20 protein-coding genes are annotated in these 23891 nt (G+C 73.2%); 13 read left to right on the top strand and 7 right to left on the bottom strand.

Features of this window, described 5'->3' with window-relative positions:
• Positions 1 to 121: 121 nt before the first annotated feature.
• Positions 122 to 859, bottom strand: coding sequence for a lysophospholipid acyltransferase family protein (locus ACIA8N_RS33690; RefSeq protein WP_365787442.1), 738 nt, complete (start codon positions 857 to 859; stop codon positions 122 to 124).
• 188 nt (positions 860 to 1047) lie between these two features.
• Between ACIA8N_RS33690 and ACIA8N_RS33685 the strand changes: the two genes are divergently transcribed.
• Positions 1048 to 1476 (top strand): hypothetical protein, encoded by a 429-nt coding sequence (locus tag ACIA8N_RS33685; protein WP_365787444.1) that lies wholly within the window; start codon positions 1048 to 1050, stop codon positions 1474 to 1476.
• Between the two features lie 147 nt (positions 1477 to 1623).
• The gene (gene secD, locus ACIA8N_RS33680; RefSeq protein ID WP_365787446.1) at positions 1624 to 3972 is read left to right on the top strand and encodes a protein translocase subunit SecD; all 2349 of its coding nucleotides are present in this window, start codon (positions 1624 to 1626) and stop codon (positions 3970 to 3972) included.
• Positions 3973 to 4064: 92 nt separating this feature from the next.
• On the opposite strand, the gene mgt is transcribed toward secD, so the two are convergent.
• Positions 4065 to 5267, bottom strand: a complete 1203-nt coding sequence (mgt, locus tag ACIA8N_RS33675; protein ID WP_365787448.1) for a macrolide-inactivating glycosyltransferase — start codon at positions 5265 to 5267, stop codon at positions 4065 to 4067.
• A 144-nt stretch (positions 5268 to 5411) separates the two neighbouring features.
• Here mgt and ACIA8N_RS33670 point away from each other — a divergent pair, with 144 nt between their 5' ends.
• From ACIA8N_RS33670 to ACIA8N_RS33655, 4 genes are all read left to right on the top strand, one after another.
• Entirely contained in the window at positions 5412 to 6179 is a 768-nt protein-coding gene (locus tag ACIA8N_RS33670) for an NPP1 family protein (protein ID WP_365787450.1), read from the top strand.
• Between the two features lie 199 nt (positions 6180 to 6378).
• Positions 6379 to 8784, top strand: coding sequence for a collagenase (locus ACIA8N_RS33665; RefSeq protein ID WP_365787452.1), 2406 nt, complete (start codon positions 6379 to 6381; stop codon positions 8782 to 8784).
• A gap of 84 nt (positions 8785 to 8868) precedes the next feature.
• Positions 8869 to 9828 carry a proline racemase family protein gene (locus tag ACIA8N_RS33660; RefSeq protein ID WP_365787454.1) on the top strand — a complete coding sequence of 320 codons (960 nt, stop codon included), beginning with the start codon at positions 8869 to 8871 and terminating at the stop codon, positions 9826 to 9828.
• Complete coding sequence (locus ACIA8N_RS33655) at positions 9825 to 10760, top strand: ornithine cyclodeaminase family protein (protein ID WP_399416865.1); 936 nt, start codon at positions 9825 to 9827, stop codon at positions 10758 to 10760. Before ACIA8N_RS33660 ends, ACIA8N_RS33655 begins: the two co-directional genes overlap by 4 nt.
• A gap of 55 nt (positions 10761 to 10815) precedes the next feature.
• Here ACIA8N_RS33655 and ACIA8N_RS33650 read toward each other — a convergent pair whose 3' ends face one another.
• The 5 genes from ACIA8N_RS33650 to ACIA8N_RS33630 are packed head-to-tail and all read right to left on the bottom strand — an operon-like array spanning position 10816 to position 16550.
• Positions 10816 to 11832 (bottom strand): oligopeptide/dipeptide ABC transporter ATP-binding protein, encoded by a 1017-nt coding sequence (locus ACIA8N_RS33650; protein ID WP_365784667.1) that lies wholly within the window; start codon positions 11830 to 11832, stop codon positions 10816 to 10818.
• Positions 11829 to 12830 (bottom strand): ABC transporter ATP-binding protein, encoded by a 1002-nt coding sequence (locus ACIA8N_RS33645; RefSeq protein ID WP_365784665.1) that lies wholly within the window; start codon positions 12828 to 12830, stop codon positions 11829 to 11831. The genes ACIA8N_RS33650 and ACIA8N_RS33645 overlap by 4 nt, the downstream gene beginning before the upstream one ends.
• The gene (locus ACIA8N_RS33640; RefSeq protein ID WP_365784663.1) at positions 12830 to 13816 is read right to left on the bottom strand and encodes an ABC transporter permease; all 987 of its coding nucleotides are present in this window, start codon (positions 13814 to 13816) and stop codon (positions 12830 to 12832) included. Before ACIA8N_RS33640 ends, ACIA8N_RS33645 begins: the two co-directional genes overlap by 1 nt.
• Positions 13813 to 14775: an ABC transporter permease gene (locus tag ACIA8N_RS33635; RefSeq protein ID WP_365784661.1), complete on the bottom strand. Its 963-nt coding sequence runs from the start codon at positions 14773 to 14775 to the stop codon at positions 13813 to 13815. Before ACIA8N_RS33635 ends, ACIA8N_RS33640 begins: the two co-directional genes overlap by 4 nt.
• A 29-nt stretch (positions 14776 to 14804) precedes the next feature.
• A complete protein-coding gene (locus tag ACIA8N_RS33630) occupies positions 14805 to 16550 on the bottom strand; it encodes an ABC transporter substrate-binding protein (protein ID WP_365784660.1) in 1746 nt (581 codons plus the stop codon).
• Positions 16551 to 16751: 201 nt separating this feature from the next.
• Here ACIA8N_RS33630 and ACIA8N_RS33625 point away from each other — a divergent pair, with 201 nt between their 5' ends.
• The 7 genes from ACIA8N_RS33625 (at position 16752) to ACIA8N_RS33595 (ending at position 23886) form a co-directional block, all read left to right on the top strand.
• A complete protein-coding gene (locus ACIA8N_RS33625; RefSeq protein WP_365784658.1) occupies positions 16752 to 17909 on the top strand; it encodes an FAD-binding oxidoreductase in 1158 nt (385 codons plus the stop codon).
• Between the two features lie 51 nt (positions 17910 to 17960).
• Entirely contained in the window at positions 17961 to 18275 is a 315-nt protein-coding gene (locus tag ACIA8N_RS33620) for a (2Fe-2S)-binding protein (protein ID WP_365784656.1), read from the top strand.
• On the top strand, positions 18256 to 19746 hold the full coding sequence (locus ACIA8N_RS33615; RefSeq protein ID WP_365784654.1) for an NAD(P)/FAD-dependent oxidoreductase: 1491 nt from the start codon (positions 18256 to 18258) through the stop codon (positions 19744 to 19746). Before ACIA8N_RS33620 ends, ACIA8N_RS33615 begins: the two co-directional genes overlap by 20 nt.
• A 79-nt stretch (positions 19747 to 19825) precedes the next feature.
• Complete coding sequence (locus ACIA8N_RS33610) at positions 19826 to 20734, top strand: dihydrodipicolinate synthase family protein (protein WP_365784652.1); 909 nt, start codon at positions 19826 to 19828, stop codon at positions 20732 to 20734.
• 34 nt (positions 20735 to 20768) lie between these two features.
• Complete coding sequence (locus ACIA8N_RS33605) at positions 20769 to 21773, top strand: proline racemase family protein (protein ID WP_365784650.1); 1005 nt, start codon at positions 20769 to 20771, stop codon at positions 21771 to 21773.
• On the top strand, positions 21770 to 23155 hold the full coding sequence (locus tag ACIA8N_RS33600; protein WP_365784648.1) for an aldehyde dehydrogenase family protein: 1386 nt from the start codon (positions 21770 to 21772) through the stop codon (positions 23153 to 23155). The genes ACIA8N_RS33605 and ACIA8N_RS33600 overlap by 4 nt, the downstream gene beginning before the upstream one ends.
• A gap of 47 nt (positions 23156 to 23202) precedes the next feature.
• Complete coding sequence (locus tag ACIA8N_RS33595; protein WP_037636470.1) at positions 23203 to 23886, top strand: GntR family transcriptional regulator; 684 nt, start codon at positions 23203 to 23205, stop codon at positions 23884 to 23886.
• The last annotated feature ends 5 nt before the right edge of the window (positions 23887 to 23891 follow it).

The raw sequence follows: 23891 nt of genomic DNA, 5'->3' as shown, positions 1-23891 counted from the left end.
CCTCCCCCTGACGCCCGTTGCACGTGCTCACGTGCAACCAGCGCATCGTAGAACGCCGTTCGGTAACAGCGGGAGTCCTCGGCGTGACTCCCGGGCGGTCCGGAGGTGAACGCCCGACGTCTTACGCCGCCTCACGCCGGGCGCGACCCGGCGACGACCCGGCCGCGGGGTCCGGCGCATGGCCGGGCTCCGCCGGCCGCCCGAGCGCGGAGGGCTCGCCCAGCGCCCCGGCCGCCGTACGCCATGCCTCGGTGACCGCCCCGTGGGCCAGCGCCGTCGCGGCGGCCACGTCGTCCGGCAGCCGGAGCGGGGTCCCGATGTGGACGTGGAGGCACGGTCTCCTGACGGGCGCGGTGAGCACCCCCGCGATCTGCTTCACGCGCCCGCCTGAGGTGATCCGGCGCGCACCGGCCTGGCCGATCGGCACGACCTGTGCCCCGGTGACCCCGGCCAGCCGGGCGAGGCCGGTGCGGAACGCCTCCGGGGGATTCTCGGCGGAGTCCGGGCGCGGCGGGATGCGGCCCTCGGCGTACAGCATCACGTGCCGGCCGGAGGCGAGGGCGACGGCGGCGTGGTCGAGGGCGGCGGCCGCACGCGCCGAGTTGCGGTGGACGGGCACGTGGCCCTCGCGGGTCAGGACCCGGCCGAGCAGCGGGACCCGCCACAGCCCGGCGGTGGCGAGCAGGACCGGCTCGACGGCCAGCCGCTTGCGGAGCGCGGCGAGGACGAGTGCCGGGTCGGCCGTCGAGGTGTGGTTCACCACCAGGATGCTGCCGGGTTCGATCCGGGCTCCGGGGTCGGTGGTGACGGTGAGCCGTCCGAAGAACGGGACGACATGGGCGGCGAGACGGCTGAGCACGGGCGGGCCCCCTGGATCCGAGCACGAAGCACTGACCCGCCCATCGTGCGAGACCGCGCCGCGCCCCACATGAGCACGCGTACTCAGCTGTCGTACCCAACAGCCCTGGCCGAGCGGCCCGGTGGCCGGCGGCCTCGCCTCCCCGTCTAGGCTTGGCCCCCACAGGCGGATCGGGGAGGGGAGGGGCGGTGGGACGTTCGGCCCGGCGACTCGCGACCCTGCTGCCCGCGCTGCTCTGCGCGGTCTGGTCCCTGCTCGTGCTCCCGGCACCGGCGGCGCAGGCCCTCGCCCCGACGCCCCACCCCGTCACCGCCGCCTTCCCGGCCGCCCCCGGCGCCGCGCACCACGCCCCCGGGTACAGCCCGCCTCACAGCCCCGCGCGAACCTCGTCGCCCGAGCCGCACTTCGCGCCCACCGCCGTCGTACGACTCCCGGCCGCCGTCGAGAACCCCCTGCGGATCCCCGGAACGCCCGCGGGCACCACCGCCGTTCCCGTCGACCTGTCCGTACCCGCGCGCGGCGTCCTCGCCGGCGACCCCCGCCGCGAGCGCGCGCCGCCCGCCGGACCCCGCGCACCGCGCGCTCCCCGCGGCCCTCCCTCCGCCCGGCACAGCTGACGTAACCCCGCGTCGCCGTCCGGGCCCCCGGCATGCCCCCGGACCGGTCGACGACGCGCATCCGACCGTACGTCCGGCACGGCCGACGAGCGTTCCCACCCTCCGCGTGGACGCGCGCCGTCGCCGTGCGCTGCCCGTGGAGTACCCGTGACCTCTCGTTCCGCGCTCTGGCGCGCGCTGCTCGCGCTCGCCGTCGTCGCGCTCTCCCTCTGGATCACCCTGACCAACCCGCCCCGTCTCGGACTCGACCTCCGCGGCGGAACCCGCATCGTCCTCCAGACCGAGGACGGACCCGCCACCCGTGCGGACGCCGCCGCCACCGACCGCGCCCTGGAGGTGCTCCGCAAGCGCGTCGACGGCCTCGGCGTCGCGGAACCGTCGCTCGCCCGCTCGGGCGAACGGCGCATCGTCATCGAACTCCCCGGGCTCCGCGACCCGCGCCAGGCGGCCGACGTCATCGGCCGTACGGCGCAGCTCACCTTCCACGCCGTCACCGGCGAGGCGCGGGGACCCGCGGGACCGGTCGCGCCGGACGGGACGCGCGTCCTCGCGGACCCCGACGTGCCGGGACGCCTCCTCGCCCTGGCCGCGCCCGCGCTCACCGGTGACGGAGTCGAGAGCGCCGACGCCGTCCTCGACACCACGAACGGCCGGGGCTGGACGGTCGACCTCTCCTTCCGCGACCGCGCCGCCGGCACCTGGGCCGAGCTGACCGGCGACGCGGCCTGCGCGGCACCCGCCGACCCGGCGCGCAGGGTCGCGATCGTGCTCGACGACCGGGTCGTCTCCGCGCCCGGCATGCAGACCGGAGTCCCCTGCGGCGCCGGCATCGGCGGCGGCTCCGCGCAGATCACCGGCGGGTTCTCCGCCCACGAGGCCCGGGATCTCGCGGCGCTCGTGGAGGGCGGCGCGCTGCCCGTCCCGGTGACGACGGTCGAACAGAGCACCGTGGGACCGACGCTCGGCGCCGAGGCGATCCGGGCGAGTGCCCTGGCCGCGCTGATCGGACTCGCCTGCACCGGACTCTTCGTCATGGTGGTCTACCGGCTCCTCGGCGTCCTCGCCACGGTCGCCCTCCTCCTCTACGGGCTGGTCTCCTACGCCGCCGTGGTCGCCCTGGGGGCCACACTCACGCTGCCCGGCCTGGCCGGCTTCGTCCTGGCCGTCGGCATCGCCGTCGACGCGAACGTCCTCGTCTTCGAACGGGCGAGGGAGGAGTACGCGGCGTTCGGCCGGACCGCCGGGCGGGATCCCCGGCGTCCACTGGCGACGGCGTTCGGCAAGGTGTGGAGCGCGGTCGCGGACTCACACATCACCACCCTGCTCGCGGCCGGCCTGCTGTTCGTCTTCGCGACGGGCCCGGTCAAGGGCTTCGGCGTGACCCTCGCGATCGGTGTCGTGACCTCGCTGCTCACCGCGATGGTGATCACCCGGCTCCTCGCCGACCTGGCACTGCGGCTGCCCGCGGTGCGCCACCGGCCGGCCGTCACCGGCATCGCGGGCCTCGGCCGGCTGCGGACCCGGCTGACCCGGCGGGTCCCCCGACTGATGACCCACCGGCGCCGCTGGCTGCTGTCCTGTGCCGGGCTCCTGATGGCGGCACTCGCCGGCATCGGCGTCCGGGGCCTGGAGTTCGGCGTCGAGTTCACCGGCGGCAGGGTCGTCCAGTACGCGGCCGAGCGCCCGGTCGACGCCGACGCGGCACGCGAGGCGATCGCCGCGGCGGGCTTCCCCGACGCGGTCGTGCGGACGACGGGCGACGGTGGCGGGTCCGACGGCGGGTCCGACGGCGAGGACGTGTCGGTACGGGTCCGGGAGACCGGGGACGACGAACAGGACGAGATCCGGGAGGCGCTCGCCCGGGTCGCCGGCCCGGTGGAGGTGACGCGCGACGACCTGATCGGCCCGAGCCTGGGCGGCGAGCTGCGCACCCACGCGCTGCTCGCGCTCGGCCTCGCGGTGGCGGCCCAGCTCCTGTATCTGACGGTGCGGTTCCGCTGGACGTACGCGACGGCGGCGGTGGCGGCGATGGCCCAGGACGTGCTGCTCGTGGTGGGCCTGTTCGCCTGGCTCGGCAAGCCGGTGGACAGCGTCTTCCTCGCCGCGCTCCTGACCGTCGTCGGCTATTCGGTCAACGACTCCGTCGTCGTCCTCGACCGGCTGCGGGAACTCCGGCGCCGCGGCGGGGGCGTCGGGCTTCCCGACCTCGCCGACCGGGCCGTCGCCCAGACCCTGCCCCGTACGGTCAACACCGGGATGGGGGCGCTCTTCGTCCTGGTGGCGCTCGCGGTCCTGGGCGGTGACTCGCTCACCGACTTCTCCGTCGCGCTGCTCGCGGGCGTCGTCCTGGGTATGGCGTCCACCGTGTTCACCGCGATGCCGCTGGCCGTGGCCCTGGAGACCCGGCGGCCGGTCAGGACCCCGGCCGTCGGCGGGGGCTCGGGGCCGGGGCGCCGGGCAGGCGTGGACCGGGACCGTTCGGGCGCCGTGGTCTGACCCCGCCGGCGCGGCCCGTCATCCCCCTCTCGTACGAGGAGGGGTGACGGGCCGCGCCGTGCCCTCGCGCCCACCGGTCGCTCGCCGTCCCGTCAGGCCCCCGCGAGTTCGGCCTCGATCAGGTCGGCGGCCCGGCGCGTACCGCCCTCGTGGGTCATCGACTCCTGGATCTCCCGGGCCCGGCGGGCCACTTGGGGGTCGCCGAGCAGGGCGAGCATGTCCTCCCGCAGCCGCTCGGGGGTGACCTCGTCCATCGGCAGGTGCCGCGCCACCCCCAGGGACCGCAGCATGTCGGCGTTCCCGAACTGGTCGACGGCCTGCGGGACGGCCACCATGGGGGTGGCCGTGGCCAGGCCTTCCTGACTGCCGCCGGCGCCGGCGTGGGTGACGAACCCGTCGGCCTGCCGCAGGATCTCCAACTGGGGCACCCAGGAGTGCGCTTCGACGTTCGGCGGCAGCGGGCCGAGTTCGGCCGGGTCGACGAACTTCCCGATCTGCAGGACGACGTGCCAGCCCGGGAGCCCGGCGAAGGCCTCGACGCAGTCCCGGTAGAACCCGGGCAGTTTGGTGAAGGCGGAGCCGAGCGAGACGAGGACCACCTTCTCCGCGTCCGCGGGGCGCTGCCACGTGCCCTGCTCGGCGCGCTCGCCCTGGCAGGCGCCGACGAAGGTGTAGACGGTCTCGTCGACGCGGTCGGCCTGCGGCTGGAGCGCCTTCGGGATGAGGACGAGCGCGCGGCGCGGGCGGGCGACGAACCTGTCCGGTTCGGTGTCGAGGCCGTGTTCGGCGAGCCAGGCCTCGAACCGCGCGTAGTACGCCTTGCCGCGCGGTGAGGCCTTGAGCTCGGCGGTCATCGGCTCGGCGACCTCCTCCTCGTACCCCTCCCACGGCACGAGGTTCGGCCACAGGGAGAGGGCGGGGACGTCCCAGGTGTGGGCGAGGACGGGGGCCGGATAGGAGGTGATGTCGTGGAGCACGAGGTCCGGCCGGTCCGCGTCGAAGGCCGCGGCGAGCTGGGGGAGTGCCTGCACGGCGTCGTTCAGGAACGGTTCGAGGTTGTCGATGAGTTCGGTGCCCCAGGCGTCGGGGTCGTCGTCGGTCGGGAGGGTCGAGGTGTAGACGACGGGGGTGGCCCCGGTCGCCGCGACCTTCTCGGCGAAGGACGCGGGGACGGCGTAGCTGACGCGGTGGCCCCGGTCGACGAGTTCGCGGACGACTTCCAGGCTGGGGTTGACGTGGCCGTGGGCGGCGATGGAGAACATGGCGATGTGCGCGGGGCGCGCGGTGGCGGTCATGACGACCACTGTAGACGAGACGACACGTATCGTCTACTTCTCATGAGTGACGCGTCCGGTTCACCGCCGGGTCTCCTGGTGATGAACTGTCCATGTCAAACTGACGCCCTGTCGCGTCCACGCAGTCCGACCCAGGGGACACAGTTGAAGACACAGGCGTACGCCACCCGGGGCGCACTCGCCCTCGCCGGCGCCCTCGCATTGATCATCGCCCTGCCGACCAGCGCCTTCGCCGCACCGCCGCCCGCCCTGCCCGCCAACGCCGACGGTCTGGAGCAGACCTTCCAGCCGGCCTACGACTACGACACGGACGGCTGCTACCCCACGCCCGCGATCGGGTCCGACGGCACGATCAACGGCGGCCTCAACCCGTCCGGTGCCCTCAACGGTCAGTGCCGCGACTCCTGGGACCTCACCCAGACCAACGGATACTCTCGCGCGAAGTGCAACAACGGCTGGTGTGCCGTCATCTACGGCCTGTACTTCGAGAAGGACCAGGCCCTGGCCGGAACCAGCATCGGCGGACACCGTCACGACTGGGAGCACGTCGTCGTGTGGGTGCAGAACGGCCAGGCGCAGTACGTCTCCACGTCCGCCCACGGCGACTTCGACATCCACGGCCGTGACCGGATCCGCTGGGACGGCACCCACCCCAAGATCGTCTACCACAAGGACGGCATCGGCACCCACTGCTTCCGTCCGGCCAACACCAACGACGAGCCGCCCGAGAACCACCAGCACACCTGGCAGTTCCCGAGCCTCGTCGGCTGGAACGGCTATCCGGCCGGCCTGCGCGACAAGCTCAGCCAGGCAGACTTCGGCAGCGCGGTCTTCGGCCTCAAGGACGGCAACTTCGCCGCCCATCTCGCCAAGGCCAAGCCCGCCGGCATCCCCTTCGATCCCTACGCCTGACCTGCGGGGCCGCTCCTTCCGGTGAGGGGGAGCGGCCCTTCGTCGCAAAGTGGGGGCGCCAAAAGGGTTGTCAGTGCAATTTCACATTACTATGTTACAGCGCACACGGTGAGATGAACCGCGGTCATACGCCGTGCGAACCACGGCAGTTGCCGTTCCGATCCCCACCCGGCCACCCCCCTCATCAGCAGGAGTTCTGTTGTCTCTCCACAGACGTGTGCGCTCGTCCCTGCTCGCCTCCGCCATAGCCGTCACCCTCCTCGCCTCCGCCGGCCAGTCCGCCGTCTCGGCCGCGGACGCGGACGACCGGCGCGCCCCGGCGGCTCCCTCTGCCCCGGCGGCCGGCGCGGCAGGCCCGCGGGCCGAGTCCGCGACCAACCCCTTCGACGAGGTCGAGCACCTCGCCACCGCTCCCGGCAAGACCTTCGGGCCCGCGCCCGCCCCGGGCGGCCTCGCCGCCGGCCGCGTGCCCGGCAGGGCCAAGGCCGCCACCACGACCACTGCCGAGGCCACGGGCAAGGCCGACGCCACCGCCGCCGCACGGTCGTCCGCCGCGGTCGCCGGCACCACCGCGGCGGGTGTGCCGTGCACCCTCGACGGGATCGCCGGCCTCTCCCCGGAGCAGCTCGCCGACTTCCTCGCCGATCCGGCGGTCACCGCCCAGGGCTGTCTGAGCGGACTCATCTGGACCTGGGACGCCCGGCTCACCCCCGTGATGTCCGACGCCCACGTCCAGGCCGTGGCCCGCCGCATCTCCGGCCTGGCCGCCGCCCACGACGGCCGCAACTCCTCCCACCTGGAGGAGATGTTCACGTACCTGCACGCCGTCGTGTACCACGACTTCTCACGCGGCGAGATCGACGTCACCGACGCGCCCACCGTGAACGCGATCACCCAGGCCGTCACCGCCTTCGGCAACGCGGCGCGCACCTTCGACGTCACCAAGACGAACGCGAACACCCTGCGCGAGGCCCTCTACGCCGCCAGCGGCCCCGGCCTGCGCCACCACCAGCTGGGCCTGGTCAAGCGGGTCCTGGCCACCATGGACCCCGCCCACCCCGCCACCCACCTGGACCCCGCCTGGGCGGGCGCCGCGCTCGCCGGGCTCTCCCTCAACTACCTCGGCGTCTACCCGGGCAACCAGGACACCGCCTTCCACACGGCCGTCGCCGCCGACCCGTCGTACCGCGCCGTCTTCAAGGCCTTCGCGACCTACGGACACCTGAAGAACACCGTCAACGCCTGGGTCGCCCGCGACGCGCTCGGCGAGTACGGCCGCTTCGGTGAGATCGCGAGCCTCAGGACGGGCATCGTCGCCGACCTCGGCAGCCTCCTGGGCACGGTCGTGAACACCTTCGGCCACGGCAGCCAGCAGTGGGCCAAGATCGTCTCCTGGCTCAACTACTACGACGCCTGCAAGCCGTACGGAGTGTGCAAGGAGGACATCGAGAAGCAGATCTTCCCCTACACGTACACCTACGACAACGGCGCCATCAAGGTCCGCACCGGCCTCGACCGGGCCACCGTCGACCAGCTCTACTACGCCAGCAAGCTGGTCAAGGCGCAGTACCACCGCGTGCTCGGCACGGAGCAGCCGCTCACCGGCGACCCCAACACCAGCCTGAACATCGTCCTCTACGGCTCCCGCGCGGACTACGAGAACTACCACCCCATCCTCACCGGGATGGACACGAACAACGGCGGCATCTACATCGAACGCGGCGCCACCTTCTACACCTACCAGCGGCGCGTCCCCCAGGACTCCTCGCTCACCCTCGAAGAGCTGTTCCGCCACGAGTACACCCACTACCTCAACGGCCGCTACGCCGTCCACGGCTTCTTCGGCGAGGGCCCCTGGTACCAGAACGACCGCACCACCTTCATGGACGAGGGCACGGCCGAGTTCTTCGACGGAGCCACCCGCGACAACGGCATCGCCGTCCGCAAGTCCCTCGTCCGCAGCATCATCAACGACACCTCGGCCGGCGGGCCCCGGATGAGCGTGCGCCAGATCCTCAACGCCACCTACGACGGCGACGGCTTCCGCTTCTACAGCTACGCGGGCACCTTCTTCGAGTACCTCTGGACCGAGAAGCCGTCCCTGCTCCGCGAGATGTACCGGCACCTGCGGGCCGACGACGTCCAGGCGTACGACGCCTGGCGCACCCGGCTCGGCGCCGACGCCGGCCTCCAGCGCGACTACGACCGCTTCCTCGACACGCAGATCGCCAAGGTCGACGACCTGTTCGTCCCGAACACCACGTACACGCCCAACGCGCAGCTGCGCGACTCCGCCGTCGCGAACGTGAAGTCCTCCTTCGCCGCCGCCACCTACAACACCCCCGACTGCGTCGAGAACGGCGACCCGGGCAAGCGCCGGTTCACCTGCACCGGCCGGATCACCGCCAACCTCTCCAACTGGGCCAGCGAGGACCAGAACTTCAAGGACATGTCCGAGACCGTCGACTACTTCATCCTCGACCGCGCGGGCGCCGCCTCGAACAACCTCGCCGACATGAACTGCTCCTTCGGACCGGTCGAGATCTGGTCCACCAAGGTCGCGGGCACGTCGAGCTTCAGCTGTGAGGGCCCCCTGCGCAGCTGACACACCCGCCCCGCCGGGCCGGTCCCACCCGTGGGGGGAGGGGCCGGCCCGGCGCCGTCCCTCCCCTCCTGGAGAAAGTACTTCGTGAGCACCGTCCCGCACCCGGTCCGCACCACCGACTACCACACCGCAGGCGAACCCTTCAGGATCGTCGACGAGGACCTCCCCCCGATCCCCGGCGACACCGTCGCCGAGCGCCGGGACCTCGCACCCCGCCTCGGACCCCTCGACGAGCTGCGCCGCCTCCTCGTCCGGGAGCCACGCGGACACTCCGGCATGTACGGCGGGTTCGTCGTCCCCGCCGACGACGACGGCGCCCACTTCGGCGTGCTGTTCTGGCACAAGGACGGCTACTCCACGGCCTGTGGCCACGGCACCATGGCGCTCGGCGCCTGGGCCGTCGACACCGGCCGCGTCCCTGCCCCCGACGACGGCGACGCCGCCGTCCGGATCGACGTCCCCTCGGGCCGCGTCACCGCCCTCGTGCACCGCACGGCAGGCCGCACCACCGGCGTCACCTTCCGCAACGTCCCCACCCGTGTCACCGCACGCGGGCTCCCCGTCACGACCTCCTTCGGAGCCGTCGACGTCGACCTCGCCGACTCCGGCGCCTGCTACGCCTCCGTCGCCGCCCACAGCCTCGGCCTCGACACGACCGGGGCCTCACTTCCCGCGCTCGTCCGAGCGGGACGGGAGATCCGCGCGGCCCTCCCTGCGCACGACGTCTACGGAGTCATCCTGTACACGGACCTGCCCGACACTCCGTCAGGCCCCCGGCAACGCAACATCACGGTCTTCGCCGACGGCCAGATCGACCGCTCGCCCTGCGGATCCGGCACCTCCGCCCGGCTCGCCCTGCTCGCCGCGGACGGGCGCCTCGCCCCCCGCGACACCCTCACCCACGAGTCCGTGACCGGCACCGTGTTCACCGGCCGGCTGCTGCCCGGCGGAATCACCGAGGTCACCGGCTCCACGTACCGCACCGGCACCCACATCTTCCTCCTCGACCCGCACGACGACCTGGGGACGGGGTTCCTCCTGTGACCCACCTGCTCCAGATCGACGCGGCGACCATGGCGCGCCTCCTCGGCCCCGCGGCGGCCACCGACGTCCTGGCCGACGTCCTGCGCGCCGGACTCGACCCCGAGGCCGCCCCGGCCCGCACCGCCGTCCCCGTCCCGGCGGGCGAACTCCTCCTCATGCCCGCGGCCTTCGGCTCCCACGCCGGCGTGAAGATCGCCGGTGTCGCCCCCGGCAACCCCGCCGCGGGCCTGCCCCGCATCACCGGCTCCTACCTGCTCCTCGACGGCGACAGCCTGCGGCCGGTCGCCCTCCTCGACGGCGCCGCCCTCACCGAACTGCGCACACCGGCCGTCTCCGCGCTCGCCGTGCGCCATCTGACGCCGGACGACAGGCCGCTGCGCCTCGTCCTGTTCGGCACCGGACCCCAGGCGTACGGGCACCTGGAGGCCGTCCTCGCCGTCCGTGAGCTCGCCGAGGTGATCGTCGTCGGCCGCAACCCGGTCGGCGCCCGCGCCCTCGCCGGATACGCACGGACGATCGGCGCCCTCGCCCGCCCCGGCACACCCGACGACGTGGGCCGCGCCGACCTCGTCGTCTGCTGCACCACGGCCCGCGAACCGCTCTTCGACGGAGCCCTGGTGGCCCCCGGCGCCACGGTCGTCGCGGTCGGCTCGCACGAGCCGACCGCCCGCGAGACCGACTCGGCGCTCGTGGCCCGGTCCGAGGTGTACGTCGAGGCCCGCTCCGCCGCGCTGCGCGAGGCCGGCGACCTGCTCGTCCCCACGGCCGAGGGGGCGATCGAGGAGAACCACATCGCGGGCAACCTCGCGGAGCTGGTGAACGGACCGCGCGTCCCGTCGTCCGGGCGGCCGCGGTTCTTCAAGAGCGTGGGCATGGCCTGGGAGGACCTGGCCGTCGCCGTCGCCCTCCACCGGGCGGCCCGTACCGTCTGAGCGAAGCCGAACGCCCCGGCTCCCCGCACGCGCGGGGGCCGGGGCGTTCACGTGCTCAGGGGGCCTCGGGGAAGTGGCAGGCGACCTGGCGGGCCTCGCCGGGGGCGGCGATCCGCAGCAGCGGCGCCTCCGTACGGCAGATCTCCCGCGCCTTGGGGCAGCGTGGGTGGAACGTGCAGCCCGGCGGGGGAGCGGCCGGGCTCGGGGGGTCGCCGAGCAGGGTGATCCGTTCCCGGGACCGTTCGGCCGCCGGGTCGGGCAGGGGTACGGCGGAGAGCAGCGCCCGCGTGTAGGGGTGCGCGGGGGCCGCGTACACCCGTTCCTTCACGCCGATCTCCACGATCCGGCCGAGGTACATCACGGCGACCCGGTCGCAGACCCGTTTGACGACCGACAGGTCGTGGGCGATGAAGAGGTAGGCGAGCCCCAGTTCGCGCTGGAGCCGTTCCATCAGGTTGACGATCTGCGCCTGGACGGAGACGTCCAGGGCGGAGACGGGTTCGTCGGCGACGACGAGCCGGGGGCCGGTGGCCAGGGCGCGGGCGATGCCGATGCGCTGGGCCTGGCCGCCGGAGAACTCGTGCGGATAGCGGTCGATGTGCTCCGGGATGAGGCCGACGAGATCCATCAGCTCCACGGCCCGCGCGCGGGCCTCGGACACCGAACTTCCCTGCACCATCAGCGGGTCGGAGATGATCCGGGCCACGGTCTGGCGGGGGTTGAGGGAGGAGTGCGGGTCCTGGAAGACCATCTGGAGGTCGCGCCGGAGCGGCTTGAGCTCCCGCTGCGAGAGGTGGCTGATGTCCCGCCCGTCGTACGAGACGGAGCCGCCGGTCGGTTCCAGGAGCCGCACGATCATGCGGCCGGTGGTCGACTTGCCGCAGCCGGACTCGCCGACGAGGCCGAGGGTCTCGCCCGCCGCCACGTCGAAGCCGACGCCGTCGACGGCCCGGACGGGCGCCGAACGGGCCCGGCGTCCCGGGAAGGTCATGGTCAGGTCGCGGACGCTGAGCAGGGGCGCGGCTGTCGTGCCGCCGCTCGCGGCCGCGGTCGCGGTGGTGGTCGTGGTCATGGGGCGACGCCTTCGTACGCGGGGAAGTGGCAGGCGGCCGGATGTCCGTCCGGGCCGCCGAGCAGCGGGCGTTCGCCCGCGCAGCGCGCCCGTTCCTCCTCGGAGCCGGCGGACGCCCGGGGGCAGCGGGGCGCGAACGCGCAGCCGGGCGCCGGTTCGAGCAGGGACGGCGGGCTGCCGGGGATCGCCCGCAGCGGGGCGTCGTCATCGTCGAGCCGGGGGAGCGAGTCGAGCAGGCCGCGGGTGTAGGGGTGGGCGGGGGACGCGAAGAGGGCGTCCACCGGGGCGTGTTCGGCGGCCCGGCCGCCGTACATCACCAGGACGTCGTGGGCCACCCGGGCGACCACCCCCAGATCGTGGGTGATCATGACGACGGCGAGTCCCCGCTCCTGCTGGATCCGGGCGATCAGTTCCAGGATCTGGGCCTGGACGGTGACGTCGAGCGCGGTCGTCGGCTCGTCAGCGATCAGCAGGTCCGGCTCGCAGGCCAGGGCCATCGCGATCATCACGCGCTGCCGCATGCCGCCGGAGAACTGGTGCGGGTACTCGCCGGCCCGGCGGCGGGGTTCGGGGATGCCGACCTCGCCGAGCGCCTCGACGGCCCGTGCGCGGGCGGCCGCGCGGCGGGAGCCGAAGTGGACCCGGTGGTGCTCGGCGATCTGTTCCCCGACCGTGTAGTACGGGTGCAGGCTGGACAGCGGGTCCTGGAAGATCATGGCCATCCGCCGGCCACGCAGCCCGTTGAGCTCACGCTCGGGCAGTCCGACCAGCTCACGCCCGTCGAGGGTGACGGAGCCGGAGACCTCTGCGCCCGTGTGCAGGCCCATGACGGCGAGCGAGGTCACGGACTTGCCGGAGCCGGACTCGCCGACGATGCCCAGGGTGCGGCCGGGAAGCACGTCGAAGGAGAGGGAGTCGACGGCCCGTACGGGGCCGCGCTTCGTCGGGAAGGTGACCGTGAGGTCCCGTACCGACAACAGGGAGGTGGCGTCGGCCATCAGTACCTCACTCGCGGGTCGACGACGGCGTACAGCAGGTCGACGGCCAGGTTGGCGACGACGATGAAGGTGGCGGCGAGCAGCGTGACCCCGAGGATGACCGGCTGGTCCCCGGTCGACAGGGCGCCGTAGAAGAGGCGTCCGATGCCGGGAAGGCCGAAGATGGACTCGGTGATCACGGCGCCCGCGAGGAGTCCGCCGAGGTCCATGCCGAAGATGGTCAGGATCGGGGTCATGCCGGCGCGCAGGCCGTGTTTGACGACGACGGTGCGGCGCGGCAGGCCCTTGGCGCGGGCGGTGCGGATGTACGGCTCCGCCATGGACTCGATCATCGAACTGCGGCTCTGCCGCGCGTACATGGCGGCGTACAGGATCGCGAGCGCCAGCCACGGCAGCAGCAGGTTGGTGGCCCAGGCGAGCGGGTCGTCGCCGAAGGCCGTGTACTGCGGGTACGGCAGCAGCCCGGCGACCCGGATGAGCCCGAAGATCAGCAGCACCGAGGTGAAGTAGACGGGCAGGGAGGCGGCGGCGACCGCGCCGACCATCAGGGCCCGGTCGGTGAGGGTGTCCTTGTGCAGGGCCGCGGTGACGCCCGCGGAGAGGCCGAGGAGCAGCCAGATCGCGGCGGCGCCCAGGGCGAGCGAGGCGGAGACGGGCAGCCGGTCCACGAGCAGGTCCCAGACGCCCTGGCTGTTCTCGTACGAGTAGCCCAGGCACGGGAAGTCGCAGTGCAGGGCGTACTGGCCGGAGCCCATCGTGCGGCCGGTGAAGATGCCGGTGACGAAGTCGGCGAACTGCCGCCACAGGGGCGCGTCGAGCCCCATGTGGGCGCGGATCGCCTCCAGGCGTTCGGCGCTGCACGACTTGCCGCAGGCGGCGGCGGCCGGGTCGGAGGGGAGGACGTAGAAGATGGTGAAGGTGACGGCGGCGATGGCGACGAGGACGCCGAGCACGCCCAGGAGCCGGCGGCCGAGGTAGAGGATCACGCGCCGCTGCCTCTCGGGTCGAGGATGTCGCGCAGCGCGTCGCCGAGCAGCGTGAACGCGAGCACGGTGAGGAAGAGGCAGAGGCTCGGCACGACGAAGTACATGGGGTCCGTGTCGTAGTAGGCGACGCTCTCGGCGATCATCTGGCCCCAGGAAGGGGTGGGCGGACGCACGCCGACGCCCAGGTAGCTGAGGGCCGCCTCGGTGGCGATCATCCCGGGCACGATCAGCGTCGTGTACGCGATGACGGGCCCGGCGACGCCCGGCAGGATGTCGCGGGCGAGGATCCGCCAGGGTCCTGAGCCGCCGACGCGGGCGGCGTCGACGTACTCGCGGTGCTTCAGGGACAGGGTCTGGCCGCGGACCACCCGGGCGATGCCGGGCCAGCCGAAGAGGCCGATGACGGCGGTCATCAGGAGGATCCGGTTGACGTCCCGGGCCACCGACATCATCGCGATCATGAAGATGAGGGAGGGGAAGGACATGGTGAGGTCCATCAGGCGGGACAGCACGGTGTCGACGCGTCCGCCGAAGTAGCCGGCGGCGATGCCGGCCGCGGTCCCGGCGACGACGACGATGGCCGTCGCCGAGAAGGCGATGAGCAGGGAGACCTGGGCGCCGTACACCACCCGGGCGAACAGGTCGCGCCCGGTGACGGGCTCGACGCCGAGCCAGTGTTCGGCCGAGACGCCGCCGAGCGGTCCGATCGGGAGGCCGCCCAGGTACGGGTCGACGGCGCTCTTGTCGAACTCCTCGGGACCCCAGCCGCCCAGCGCGCTGATCAGCGGGGCGGCCACGGTCATGAGCGCGAAGAACGCGACCACGGCGAGCGAGAGTTTCACGGACGTGCGGCGGCGCAGCTCCGCGCGGGCGAGCTGCCAGGGTCCGCTGCCCGTCCGTGCGGGAGGAGGGGCGGCCTTCGGAGGGGAGGCGGTGGACGTGCGGGACGTGGTGTTCATCGGGGCGGTCTCCTTCGGTTCGCCTTCCTTCAGCTCGCGCTCTTCGCGGGGTCCTTGAGGCCGACCGTCGCGTAGTCGATCTGCCCGCCGAAGGAGGTGTGGCCGAAGGCGCCGGCGACGTTGGTGCCGATCAGCAGGGGCATGCGCTCGATCACGGCGGGCGCCGTCGGCGCCTTGGCGAGGATCCGGGCGTCGAGCTCCTGCCAGGCCTTGTTCGCCTGCTCGGCGTCGGTCATCGCCGCGATCTCGTCCATGCGCTTCATCGTGGCGTCGTCACGGAAGAGGGAGTGGTTGCCGGAGTTGCCCTTCTCCTTGATGTAGCGGCCGTCGAAGACGAAGGGGAGGAAGGTCGAGCCGGAGGGGAAGTCGGGACACCAGCCGGTGTAGGCGAGGTCCGTGCGGTTCTTCGTGTCGCCGATCGTGTCGTAGAAGGCGGAGGGGTCGACGGTCTCGATGGTGACCTTGATCCCGGCACGGCCCAGGGACTGCTGGACGGCCTCGCCGACGGCCTTGTCGCCGTTGGAGACGGTGATGCTGGTGGTGAGGGAGGTCTTGCCCGCCTCCTTCAGGAGCTGCTTCGCCTTCTCTACGTCGCCGGTGAGCGGGATCTTCAGGGTGTCGGGCTGCTTGCCGCCGTCGAAGAGGGAGCCGGGCATGAGCGCGGTGGCCGGGTCGTTGAGCGCGGGGCCGCCGGAGGCGGTGAGCACGGCCTCGCGGTCCAGGGCGTACTGCACCGCCCGGCGGACCCTGACGTCGTCGAAGGGAGCGCGGCCGGTGTGCATCTGGAGCATCTCGGTGCAGTTGGTCGACTCGGCGAGCAGGCGCGCCTTGACCTCGGGCTCGGTGAGCACCTTGGGGGTCGACTCGGGGCGGAGCTTGCCCCAGGAGACCGCGGAGGCGTCGGCGCCGGAGGCGGCGATGAGACGGTCGTCGATCTGGTTGCCCTTGAGGCCCATGGTGACGACGATCCGGTCCGGGTACGCCTTGCGCACGGTGTCCGTGGCGGGGTTCCAGTGGGTGTTGCGCACGAGGACGAGCTGCTTGTCGCGGGCGTACGACTCGATCTTGTACGGGCCGGAGGAGAAGGGCCGGTTGTCGTACTGCGGTCCCTTGTCCTGTGCCTTGGGGACGGGGGCGAAGGTGGGGAGCACGGTCGCGTAGGGGAACTCGGCGAAGGGCTTGCGGAGTTCGAAGACGATGGTGCGGTCGTCCGGGGTCTTCACGGAGTCGAGGTGCTCGCCCTGCGCGGGGCCCTGGTAGCCCTCGGCGCCGACCAGGTAGCGGGCCGCGTAGTCGGGGCCGCCGGGCAGGTCGGGGGAGAAGGACCGCTCGACGTTGTACTTGACGTCCTGGGCGGTGATCGGGGTGCCGTCCTCGTACTTCAGCCCCGGCTTGAGCTTGAACGTCCAGGTCTTGGCGCCGTCGGAGGAGACGCCGAGGTCCTCGGCGAGGTCGGTGGTGAGCTCCCCGCCCTTCGCGCCGGGCTCCGCCTTGTAGGTGAGGAGGGTGCGGTAGAGCAGGCGGGTGCCGAAGTCCATGTCGCCCATCACCCAGTTGCGGGCGGGGTCGAGGTGGCTGAAGTCCTGGTTGGACAGGATGGTCAGGGTCCCGCCCTTCTGCGGGGTCCCGCCGAGGACGGCGCCGCTGTTGGCGAGGGCGGGGTTCTTCCCGCGGTCCCGGGAGCCGCCGGGCTTCTCGCCGCCGGCACAGCCGGTCGCACCGAGGGCCAGGGCCGTCACCAGAGCGGTGGCGAGGACGCGTGTGCGCTTGTTCATGAAGGTCACTCCGGGAGAGCGGTTCGGACAGCCGAGGGCTGGAATGTGACCTGTAACATAGTAATGTGAAATTGCACTGACAAGGCATCGGAAGCTCCGTTACCCATCCGTGTCCGGAGGGGGTGTGAGGGGAGGCGTGACGGCTGGAATGCTCCGATGCGGGGTCTTGGCAACGTCAGTGCCATGTGAAATATTACTGCTGTGCCCACGAGAAAACCCTCGGATGTCATCATCGTCGGCGCCGGCGTCGTCGGCGCGGCCTGCGCCTACTACGCCGCCCTCGCCGGCCTCTCCGTCACCGTCGTCGACCGCGGTTCCGTCGCCGGCGGAACGACCGGAGCGGGCGAGGGGAACCTCCTGGTCTCCGACAAGGAACCGGGCCCGGAACTCGAACTCGCCCTCCTCGCCACCTCGCTGTGGCGGGAACTCGCCGACGTACTGCCCTCACGGATCGAGTACGAGACCAAGGGCGGCCTCGTCGTCGCGGCGGACGAGACGGGGACACGGGCCCTGCGGGAGTTCGCGGCCCGCCAGGAGAAGGCGGGCGTCACCGCCCAGGAGATCCCCGGGGACCGGCTCCACGACCTGGAGCCCCACCTCGCTCCCGGGCTCGCCAGCGGCTTCCTCTATCCGCAGGACGCCCAGGTGATGCCCGCCCACGCCGCCGCCCAACTGCTGCGAGCGGGCGGCGACCGCGTCCGGCTGCGCCTGGACGAGGAGGTGACCGGCCTCCTCACCGGCGCGGCCGGAGAGATCCGCGGGGTGCGCACGGCCGGGGGCGAAATCCACGCTCCCTACGTGGTCAACGCCGCCGGAACCTGGGGCGGCGCCCTCGCGGAACTCGCGGGCGTGCACCTCCCGGTGCTGCCCCGCAGGGGCTTCGTCCTCGTAACCGAACCACTGCCGCGCGTGGTGCGCCACAAGGTGTACGCCGCCGACTACGTGGCCGACGTGGCCAGCGACTCCGCCGCCCTCCAGACGTCCGCCGTCGTCGAGGGCACCCCCGCGGGACCGGTTCTCATCGGTGCGAGCCGCGAACGGGTCGGCTTCGACCGGACACTCTCCACCGAGGTCCTCGGCCGCCTGGCCGCCGGAGCCGTGCGGCTGTTCCCGGTCCTCGGCACCGTACGGGCCATCCGGACCTATCTGGGCTTCCGGCCCTACCTGCCGGACCACCTGCCCGCGATCGGCCCCGACCCGCGGGTCCCCGGGCTGCTGCACGCCTGCGGCCACGAAGGGGCGGGCATCGGCCTGGCCCCGGTGACGGGCCTGATCGTCGCGGCCTGCCTGACCGGCGACCGGCCGCCCCTCGACATCCGTCCGTTCCGGCCCGACCGGTTCACCGCCCCCGCGCCCTGAGCCTGCCCGCACCGGCAGGCCCGTACCGTCATCGTCATGAGAGGAGGGCCCGTGGCCCGCACGCCCGCCGACCTGGTCGGGGCACAGCCCGATCCGCCGTTCGACATCACCTTCGACGGCCGGCGCGTCACCGCCCTGCCCGGCCAGACGGTCGCCGCCGCCCTCTGGGGCGCCGGCATCCTGGCCTGGCGCACGACCAGGGAAGGGGGACGGCCGCGCGGCGCGTTCTGCGGCATCGGCCAGTGCTACGACTGCCTCGCCACCGTCAACGGCGAACCCAACCGTCGCGCCTGCCTGATCCCTGCCCGCCCCGGCGACGAGATCACCACCCAGGAAGGGCACGGCCATGACCGCCTCACCGTCTGAAGCGGGAACCGGCCGCGACCCGCGCGCACCGTACGACCTCGCGGTCGTCGGCGCGGGCTCCGCGGGACTCGCCGGCGCCGTCACCGCCGCCGAACTCGGGCTTTCCGTCGCCCTCCTGGACTCCTCGCCCCAGTCCGGCGGGCAGTTCTACCGGCACCCGGCACCCACCCTGGGCGCCGTACGCCCCGAGGCACTGCACCACGACTGGTCCGCCTTCTCGGGCCTGCGGCGACGCCTCGGCGAGAGCACCGTCGACCACCTCTCCGGACACCACGTGTGGTCCACCGTGCGAGAGTCCGACGGGACGTGGACCGTGCACGCGGTCACCGGCGCCGACGGAACGGCCGAGGCGCCCGCCCTGATCCGCGCCAGGACACTGCTCCTCGCCACCGGCGCGTACGAGCGTCAACTGCCCTTCTCCGGCTGGACCCTGCCTGGCGTCGTCGGCGCCGGGGGAGCGCAGGCCATGCTCAAGTCCGGGCTCGTGCTGCCCGGACGGCGCATCGTCGTCGCGGGCAGCGGCCCCCTGCTGCTCGCCGTCGCCTCCTCGCTCGCCGCGGCCGGCGCGCGGGTGCCGGCCGTCGTCGAGGCTGCGGGCTATCTGCGGTACGCCCGCAGCCCCCGGGTGCTCGCCGCCAACCCGGCGAAGGCCGCAGAGGCCCTGGTGCACGGGGCCGCGCTGCTCAGGCACCGCGTGCGGGTGCTGCCGCGCAGCGCGGTCACCGAGGTGCACGGCACCGACCGGGTGGAGGCCGTCACCGTCAGCCGCCTCGACGCCGACTGGCGGCCCGTACGGGGGACGGGCCGCCGGATCGTCTGCGACGCACTGGCCGTCGGGCACGGCCTCGTCCCCCAGATCGAGCTGGCCACCGCCCTCGGCTGCGACACCCGTCCGCTGCCCGACGGCACCCTCGGCCTCGCTCTGGACGACCTCCAGGAGACCTCGGTGCCCGGACTGTGGGCGGCGGGTGAGACCGGCGGCGTGGGAGGCGCCGAACTCGCCCGCATCGAGGGGGAGCTGGCCGGACGGGCGGTCGCCGCACGGCTGAAGGGCCGCCGGGCGGACGCCGGCCGGGTCGGCGAACTCCGCCGACGCCGGGACCGGATGCGGGCCTTCGCGGACGTCATGTCCGCCGCGCACGCGCCGGGCCCCGGCTGGCCCGCCTGGCTGGCGGACGACACGGACGTGTGCCGGTGCGAGGAGGTGACCGCGGGGCGGGTGCGCGAGGCGGTCGCCGACCTCGGGGCGCGGGACGCGCGGACCGTCAAGCTCCTGACCCGCGCCGGGATGGGGTGGTGCCAGGGGCGGATGTGCGGATCGGCCGTGGCCTGCCTCGCGGCGGACGGAGGCGCCGCCGAACCACCCGCCGAACGGCGCCCGTTCGCCGTCCCCGTACCGCTGGCCACCCTGGCCGCGCTCGGCGAGACCGAGACCCCGGGATCGACCGAAGAGCGCCCCGGCACTTCCTAGACCGAAATCGAGGGAAGGGTCCGAGCGGCCCCTTCCCCACCCTTGTGAAATGTCACACGCCATAGAAAGGTCCGTCGACATGAGCGACACCACCTGGAGCCCCACCCGCCCCTGGCGCGGCATCATGGTCGCCACCACCCTCCCCTTCCGCGAGGACCTGACGGTCGATCACGACGCCTACGCCGAGCACGTGGCCTGGCTGATCGCCCAGGGCTGCGACGGCGTCGTACCGAACGGCTCCCTCGGCGAGTACCAGACCCTCACCGACCAGGAACGCGCCCAGGTCGTCCGTACCGCCGTCGACGCCGCAGGCGACGGCGCGCGCGTCATGCCCGGCGTCGCCGCCTACGGCAGCGCCGAGTCCCGCCGCTGGGCCGAGCAGGCCGCGGAGGCCGGCTGCGGCTCCGTCCTGCTCCTGCCGCCCAACGCCTACCGCGCCGACCCGGAGGCCGTGCGCGCCCACTACAGCGAGGTGGCCGGCGTCGGCATCCCCGTCGTCGCGTACAACAACCCGATCGACACCAAGGTCGACCTCACCCCCGACCTCCTCGCACGCCTGCACGGCGACGGCAGCGTCGTCGCCGTCAAGGAGTTCAGCGGCGACGTCCGCAGGGCGTACGAGATCGCCGAGATCGCCCCCGAGCTCGACCTGCTCATCGGCGCCGACGACGTCCTCCTGGAGCTGGCCGTGGCCGGAGCCGTCGGCTGGATCGCCGGCTACCCCAACGCCTTCCCCGCGAGCTGCGCCGAGCTCTACCACGCGGCCGTCGCGGGCGACCTGGCCACCGCCGTGCCGCTCTACCGGTCCCTGCACTCCCTGCTGCGCTGGGACTCCAAGACCGAGTTCGTCCAGTCCATCAAGCTGTCCATGGACATCGCGGGCCGCCGGGGCGGTCCCACCCGTCCGCCGAGGCACCCGCTCACCGGAGCCATCGAGAGCGGTGTGCGCACCGCGACCGAGAAGGCCGTCGCCGACGGCCACCGCTGACGGCCACGGCACCCCCTCCACCGAAAGGAACCGCGTGCGTACGCGTCATGTCTTCCACGCCGTCGACTCGCACACCGAGGGCATGCCCACCCGGGTGATCACCGGCGGCGTCGGGGTCGTTCCCGGTGCCACCATGGCCGAGAAGCGGCTGCACTTCATCGAGCACATGGACCACCTCCGTACGCTCCTGATGTTCGAGCCGCGCGGGCACGCGGCGATGAGCGGCGCGATCCTGCAGCCGCCCACCCGCCCCGACGCCGACTACGGCGTCCTCTACATCGAGGTCTCCGGGCTCCTCCCGATGTGCGGGCACGGCACCATCGGCGTCGCCACCGTCCTCGTCGAGACCGGCATGGTGCCCGTCGTCGAACCCGTGACCACGGTCCGGCTCGACACCCCGGCGGGACTCGTGAGCGTCGACGTCCAGGTGGAGGACGGCGCCGCGAAGTCGGCCACCTTCACCAACGTGCCCGCCTTCAGCGTGGCTCTCGACCGAGAGGTGACCGTCCCCGGGTACGGCACGGTCACCTACGACCTGGCCTACGGCGGCAACTTCTACGCGTTCGTCTCCCTGGACGACCTGGGCCTGCCGTTCGACCGCGACCGCAAGGACGACCTCCTCGCCGCCGGACTCGCCGTCATGGACGCCGTCAACGCCTCGCCCGGCCGGCCCGCGCACCCGACGCGGCCGGAGATCGCCGGTCTCAAGCACGTCCACCTCACCGCACCCGGCTCGGACGCCCTGCACTCACGGCACGCGATGGCCATCCACCCCGGCTGGTTCGACCGCTCCCCCTGCGGCACCGGCACCTCGGCGCGCATGGCCCAGCTCCACGCCAGGGGCGAGCTTCCGCTCGGCCGGGACTTCGTCAACGAGTCCTTCATCGGGACCCGGTTCATCGGCCGGCTCACCGCCGAGACGGAGGTCGGCGGCCTCCCGGCGGTCGTCCCGACCGTCACGGGCCGCGCCTGGATCACCGGCACCGCGCAGTACTTCCTCGACCCGCACGACCCCTTCCCCGGAGGCTTCCTCCTGTGACCGACGCACCTCCCACCGTCACCTCCCACAATCCGGCCGACCCGGCCGACGTCCTCCTGCGGATCCCGGCACCCGGCGCCTTCGCGGCGGTCGACACCGTCGAACGGGCCCGGGCCGCCCAACCGGGCTGGCTGCTCGCCGGCGCCGCCGCCCGCTCGGCCGCCCTGGCCGCCGTCGCCGCCGGCATCGAGTCCGCCGCCGGCGAACTGGCCGCCCTGGCCGTACGCGAGGTGGGCAAGCCGCTCGGCGAGGCGCGGGCGGAGGTGGCCAGGACCGTCGCGATCTGGCGGTACTACGCCCAGGCCCCGTTCGAGGCGACCGGCGCCGTCCACGAGACCGCTGCGGGGCCCGGACTGCTCCTGACCCGCCGGCGACCCCACGGCGTGGCCGGGCTCATCACCCCCTGGAACTTCCCCTTCGCCATCCCCACCTGGAAGGCCGCCCCGGCCCTCGCCGCGGGGAACACGGTCGTCCTCAAGCCCGCACCCGAGGCCACGGCGTGCGCCCTGCGCCTGGCGGAGATCGTGCGGCAGGCCCTGCCCGAGTCGGTGTTCACCGTCCTGCCCGGCGGGGCGACCGAGGGCAACGCGCTCGTCTCCGCCGCCGACGTCGTCTCCTTCACCGGCTCCACCCCCGTCGGCCGGGCCGTGGCCCGGGCCGCGACCGCCCGGGGCATCCCCGTACAGGCCGAGATGGGCGGCCTCAACGCGGCCCTCGTCCTGCCGGACGCGGACATCGGGCAGGCGGCCGCCCACATCGCCGCCTCCGTCGCCGGATACGCGGGCCAGAAGTGCACCGCCACCAGCCGCGTCATCGCGGTCGGCGCCGCCCTCGACCCGCTGCGCGAGGCGCTCTCCGAGGCGCTGCGCGCCCTCCCCGTCGGCGATCCGGCCGACCCCGCCACCGTGTGCGGGCCCCTCATCCACGAGCGGGCCCGTGACCTGACCGCCGACGTCTGCCGGGGACTCTCCGTCCTCGCGGGCGGCACCGTGCCCGACAGGACCGGCTGGTACGCGGCACCGACCCTGGTCGAGAAGGTCGCCCCGGGGCACCGGCTGCTGCGCGAGGAGGTCTTCGGACCCGTCGCGTCCCTGCTGGCCGCCGACGACCTCGCCCACGCGGTCCGGATCACCAACTCCGTCCCGTACGGCCTCGTCACCTCGGTCCACACGGCCGATCTGAACACGGCCCTGACCGGCCTCGACCTGCTCGACACCGGCATGATCCGGATCAACGCCCCGTCCACGGGCGTCGACTTCCACCTGCCGTTCGGCGGCGCCAAGCAGTCCGGCCACGGCGCCCGCGAGCAGGGCGGGGCGGCCCTGGAGTTCTACACCTCGGGCCGGACCTACACCCTGGCGCCGGCGGGCCCCGCGGCGTGACATCGTACGGTGGTGATGTCAACCGGAACGAAGGGATCACCACCGTCATGGGGCACCTGACCCACCGCGACCTCAACGCCTCCCGGGAGCGGCTGCGCGACCAGGTCGCCCACGCCCTGCGCGCCGCCCTGATCTCGGGCGAGCTGCGTCCCGGGGTGGTGTACTCGGCGCCGACCCTCGCCGAGGACTTCGGCATCTCGGCCACCCCCGTCCGGGAGGCCATGCTCGACCTGGCCCGCGAGGGCCTCGTCGAGCCCGTGCGCAACAAGGGGTTCCGGGTCACCGAGGTCGACGAGCGCGACCTCGACCAGTACACCGAGATCCGCGCGCTCATCGAGATCCCCATGGTCGGCAGGGTCACCCGGATCGCCGCGCGCGAAGACCTCGAAGCACTCCGGCCCGTCGCCGAGGACATCGTCCGCGCCGCCCGCGAGCACGACCTCATCGGCTACCTGGAAGCGGACCGTCTCTTCCACCTCACGCTGCTCGGTCTCGCGGGCAACGAACGCCTCGTGGAGACCGTCGGCGAACTGCGCAAGCGGTCACGGCTGTACGGGCTCACCGCCCTGGACGAGAGCGGCGACCTCATCCCGTCGGCCGAGGAGCACCTTGAGCTCCTCGACCTGATGCTCGCCGGTGACGCCAAGGGCGCGGAGAAATGCATGACCCGGCACCTCGGCCATGTCCGCTCCCTCTGGGCGAAGGGCGAAGGGCCGGCCGGGGGCCGGTAGTACCG

This window comes from Streptomyces sp. NPDC051822 (genome assembly GCF_044452745.1).
Classification (GTDB): Bacteria; Actinomycetota; Actinomycetes; order Streptomycetales; family Streptomycetaceae; genus Streptomyces.
This window is presented reverse-complemented; position numbering and strand designations above follow the sequence as displayed.

Excerpts from the sequence above, each read along its gene's own strand:
- ACIA8N_RS33635 (WP_365784661.1), bottom strand. The coding sequence starts at position 14,775 with ATGAACACCACGTCCCGCACGTCCACCGCCTCCCCTCCGAAGGCCGCC.
- ACIA8N_RS33595 (WP_037636470.1), top strand. The coding sequence starts at position 23,203 with ATGGGGCACCTGACCCACCGCGACCTCAACGCCTCCCGGGAGCGGCTG.
- ACIA8N_RS33615 (WP_365784654.1), top strand. The coding sequence starts at position 18,256 with ATGACCGCCTCACCGTCTGAAGCGGGAACCGGCCGCGACCCGCGCGCA.
- ACIA8N_RS33645 (WP_365784665.1), bottom strand. The coding sequence starts at position 12,830 with ATGGCCGACGCCACCTCCCTGTTGTCGGTACGGGACCTCACGGTCACC.
- mgt (WP_365787448.1), bottom strand. The coding sequence starts at position 5,267 with ATGACCGCCACCGCGCGCCCCGCGCACATCGCCATGTTCTCCATCGCC.
- ACIA8N_RS33630 (WP_365784660.1), bottom strand. The coding sequence starts at position 16,550 with ATGAACAAGCGCACACGCGTCCTCGCCACCGCTCTGGTGACGGCCCTG.
- ACIA8N_RS33610 (WP_365784652.1), top strand. The coding sequence starts at position 19,826 with ATGAGCGACACCACCTGGAGCCCCACCCGCCCCTGGCGCGGCATCATG.
- ACIA8N_RS33650 (WP_365784667.1), bottom strand. The coding sequence starts at position 11,832 with ATGACCACGACCACCACCGCGACCGCGGCCGCGAGCGGCGGCACGACA.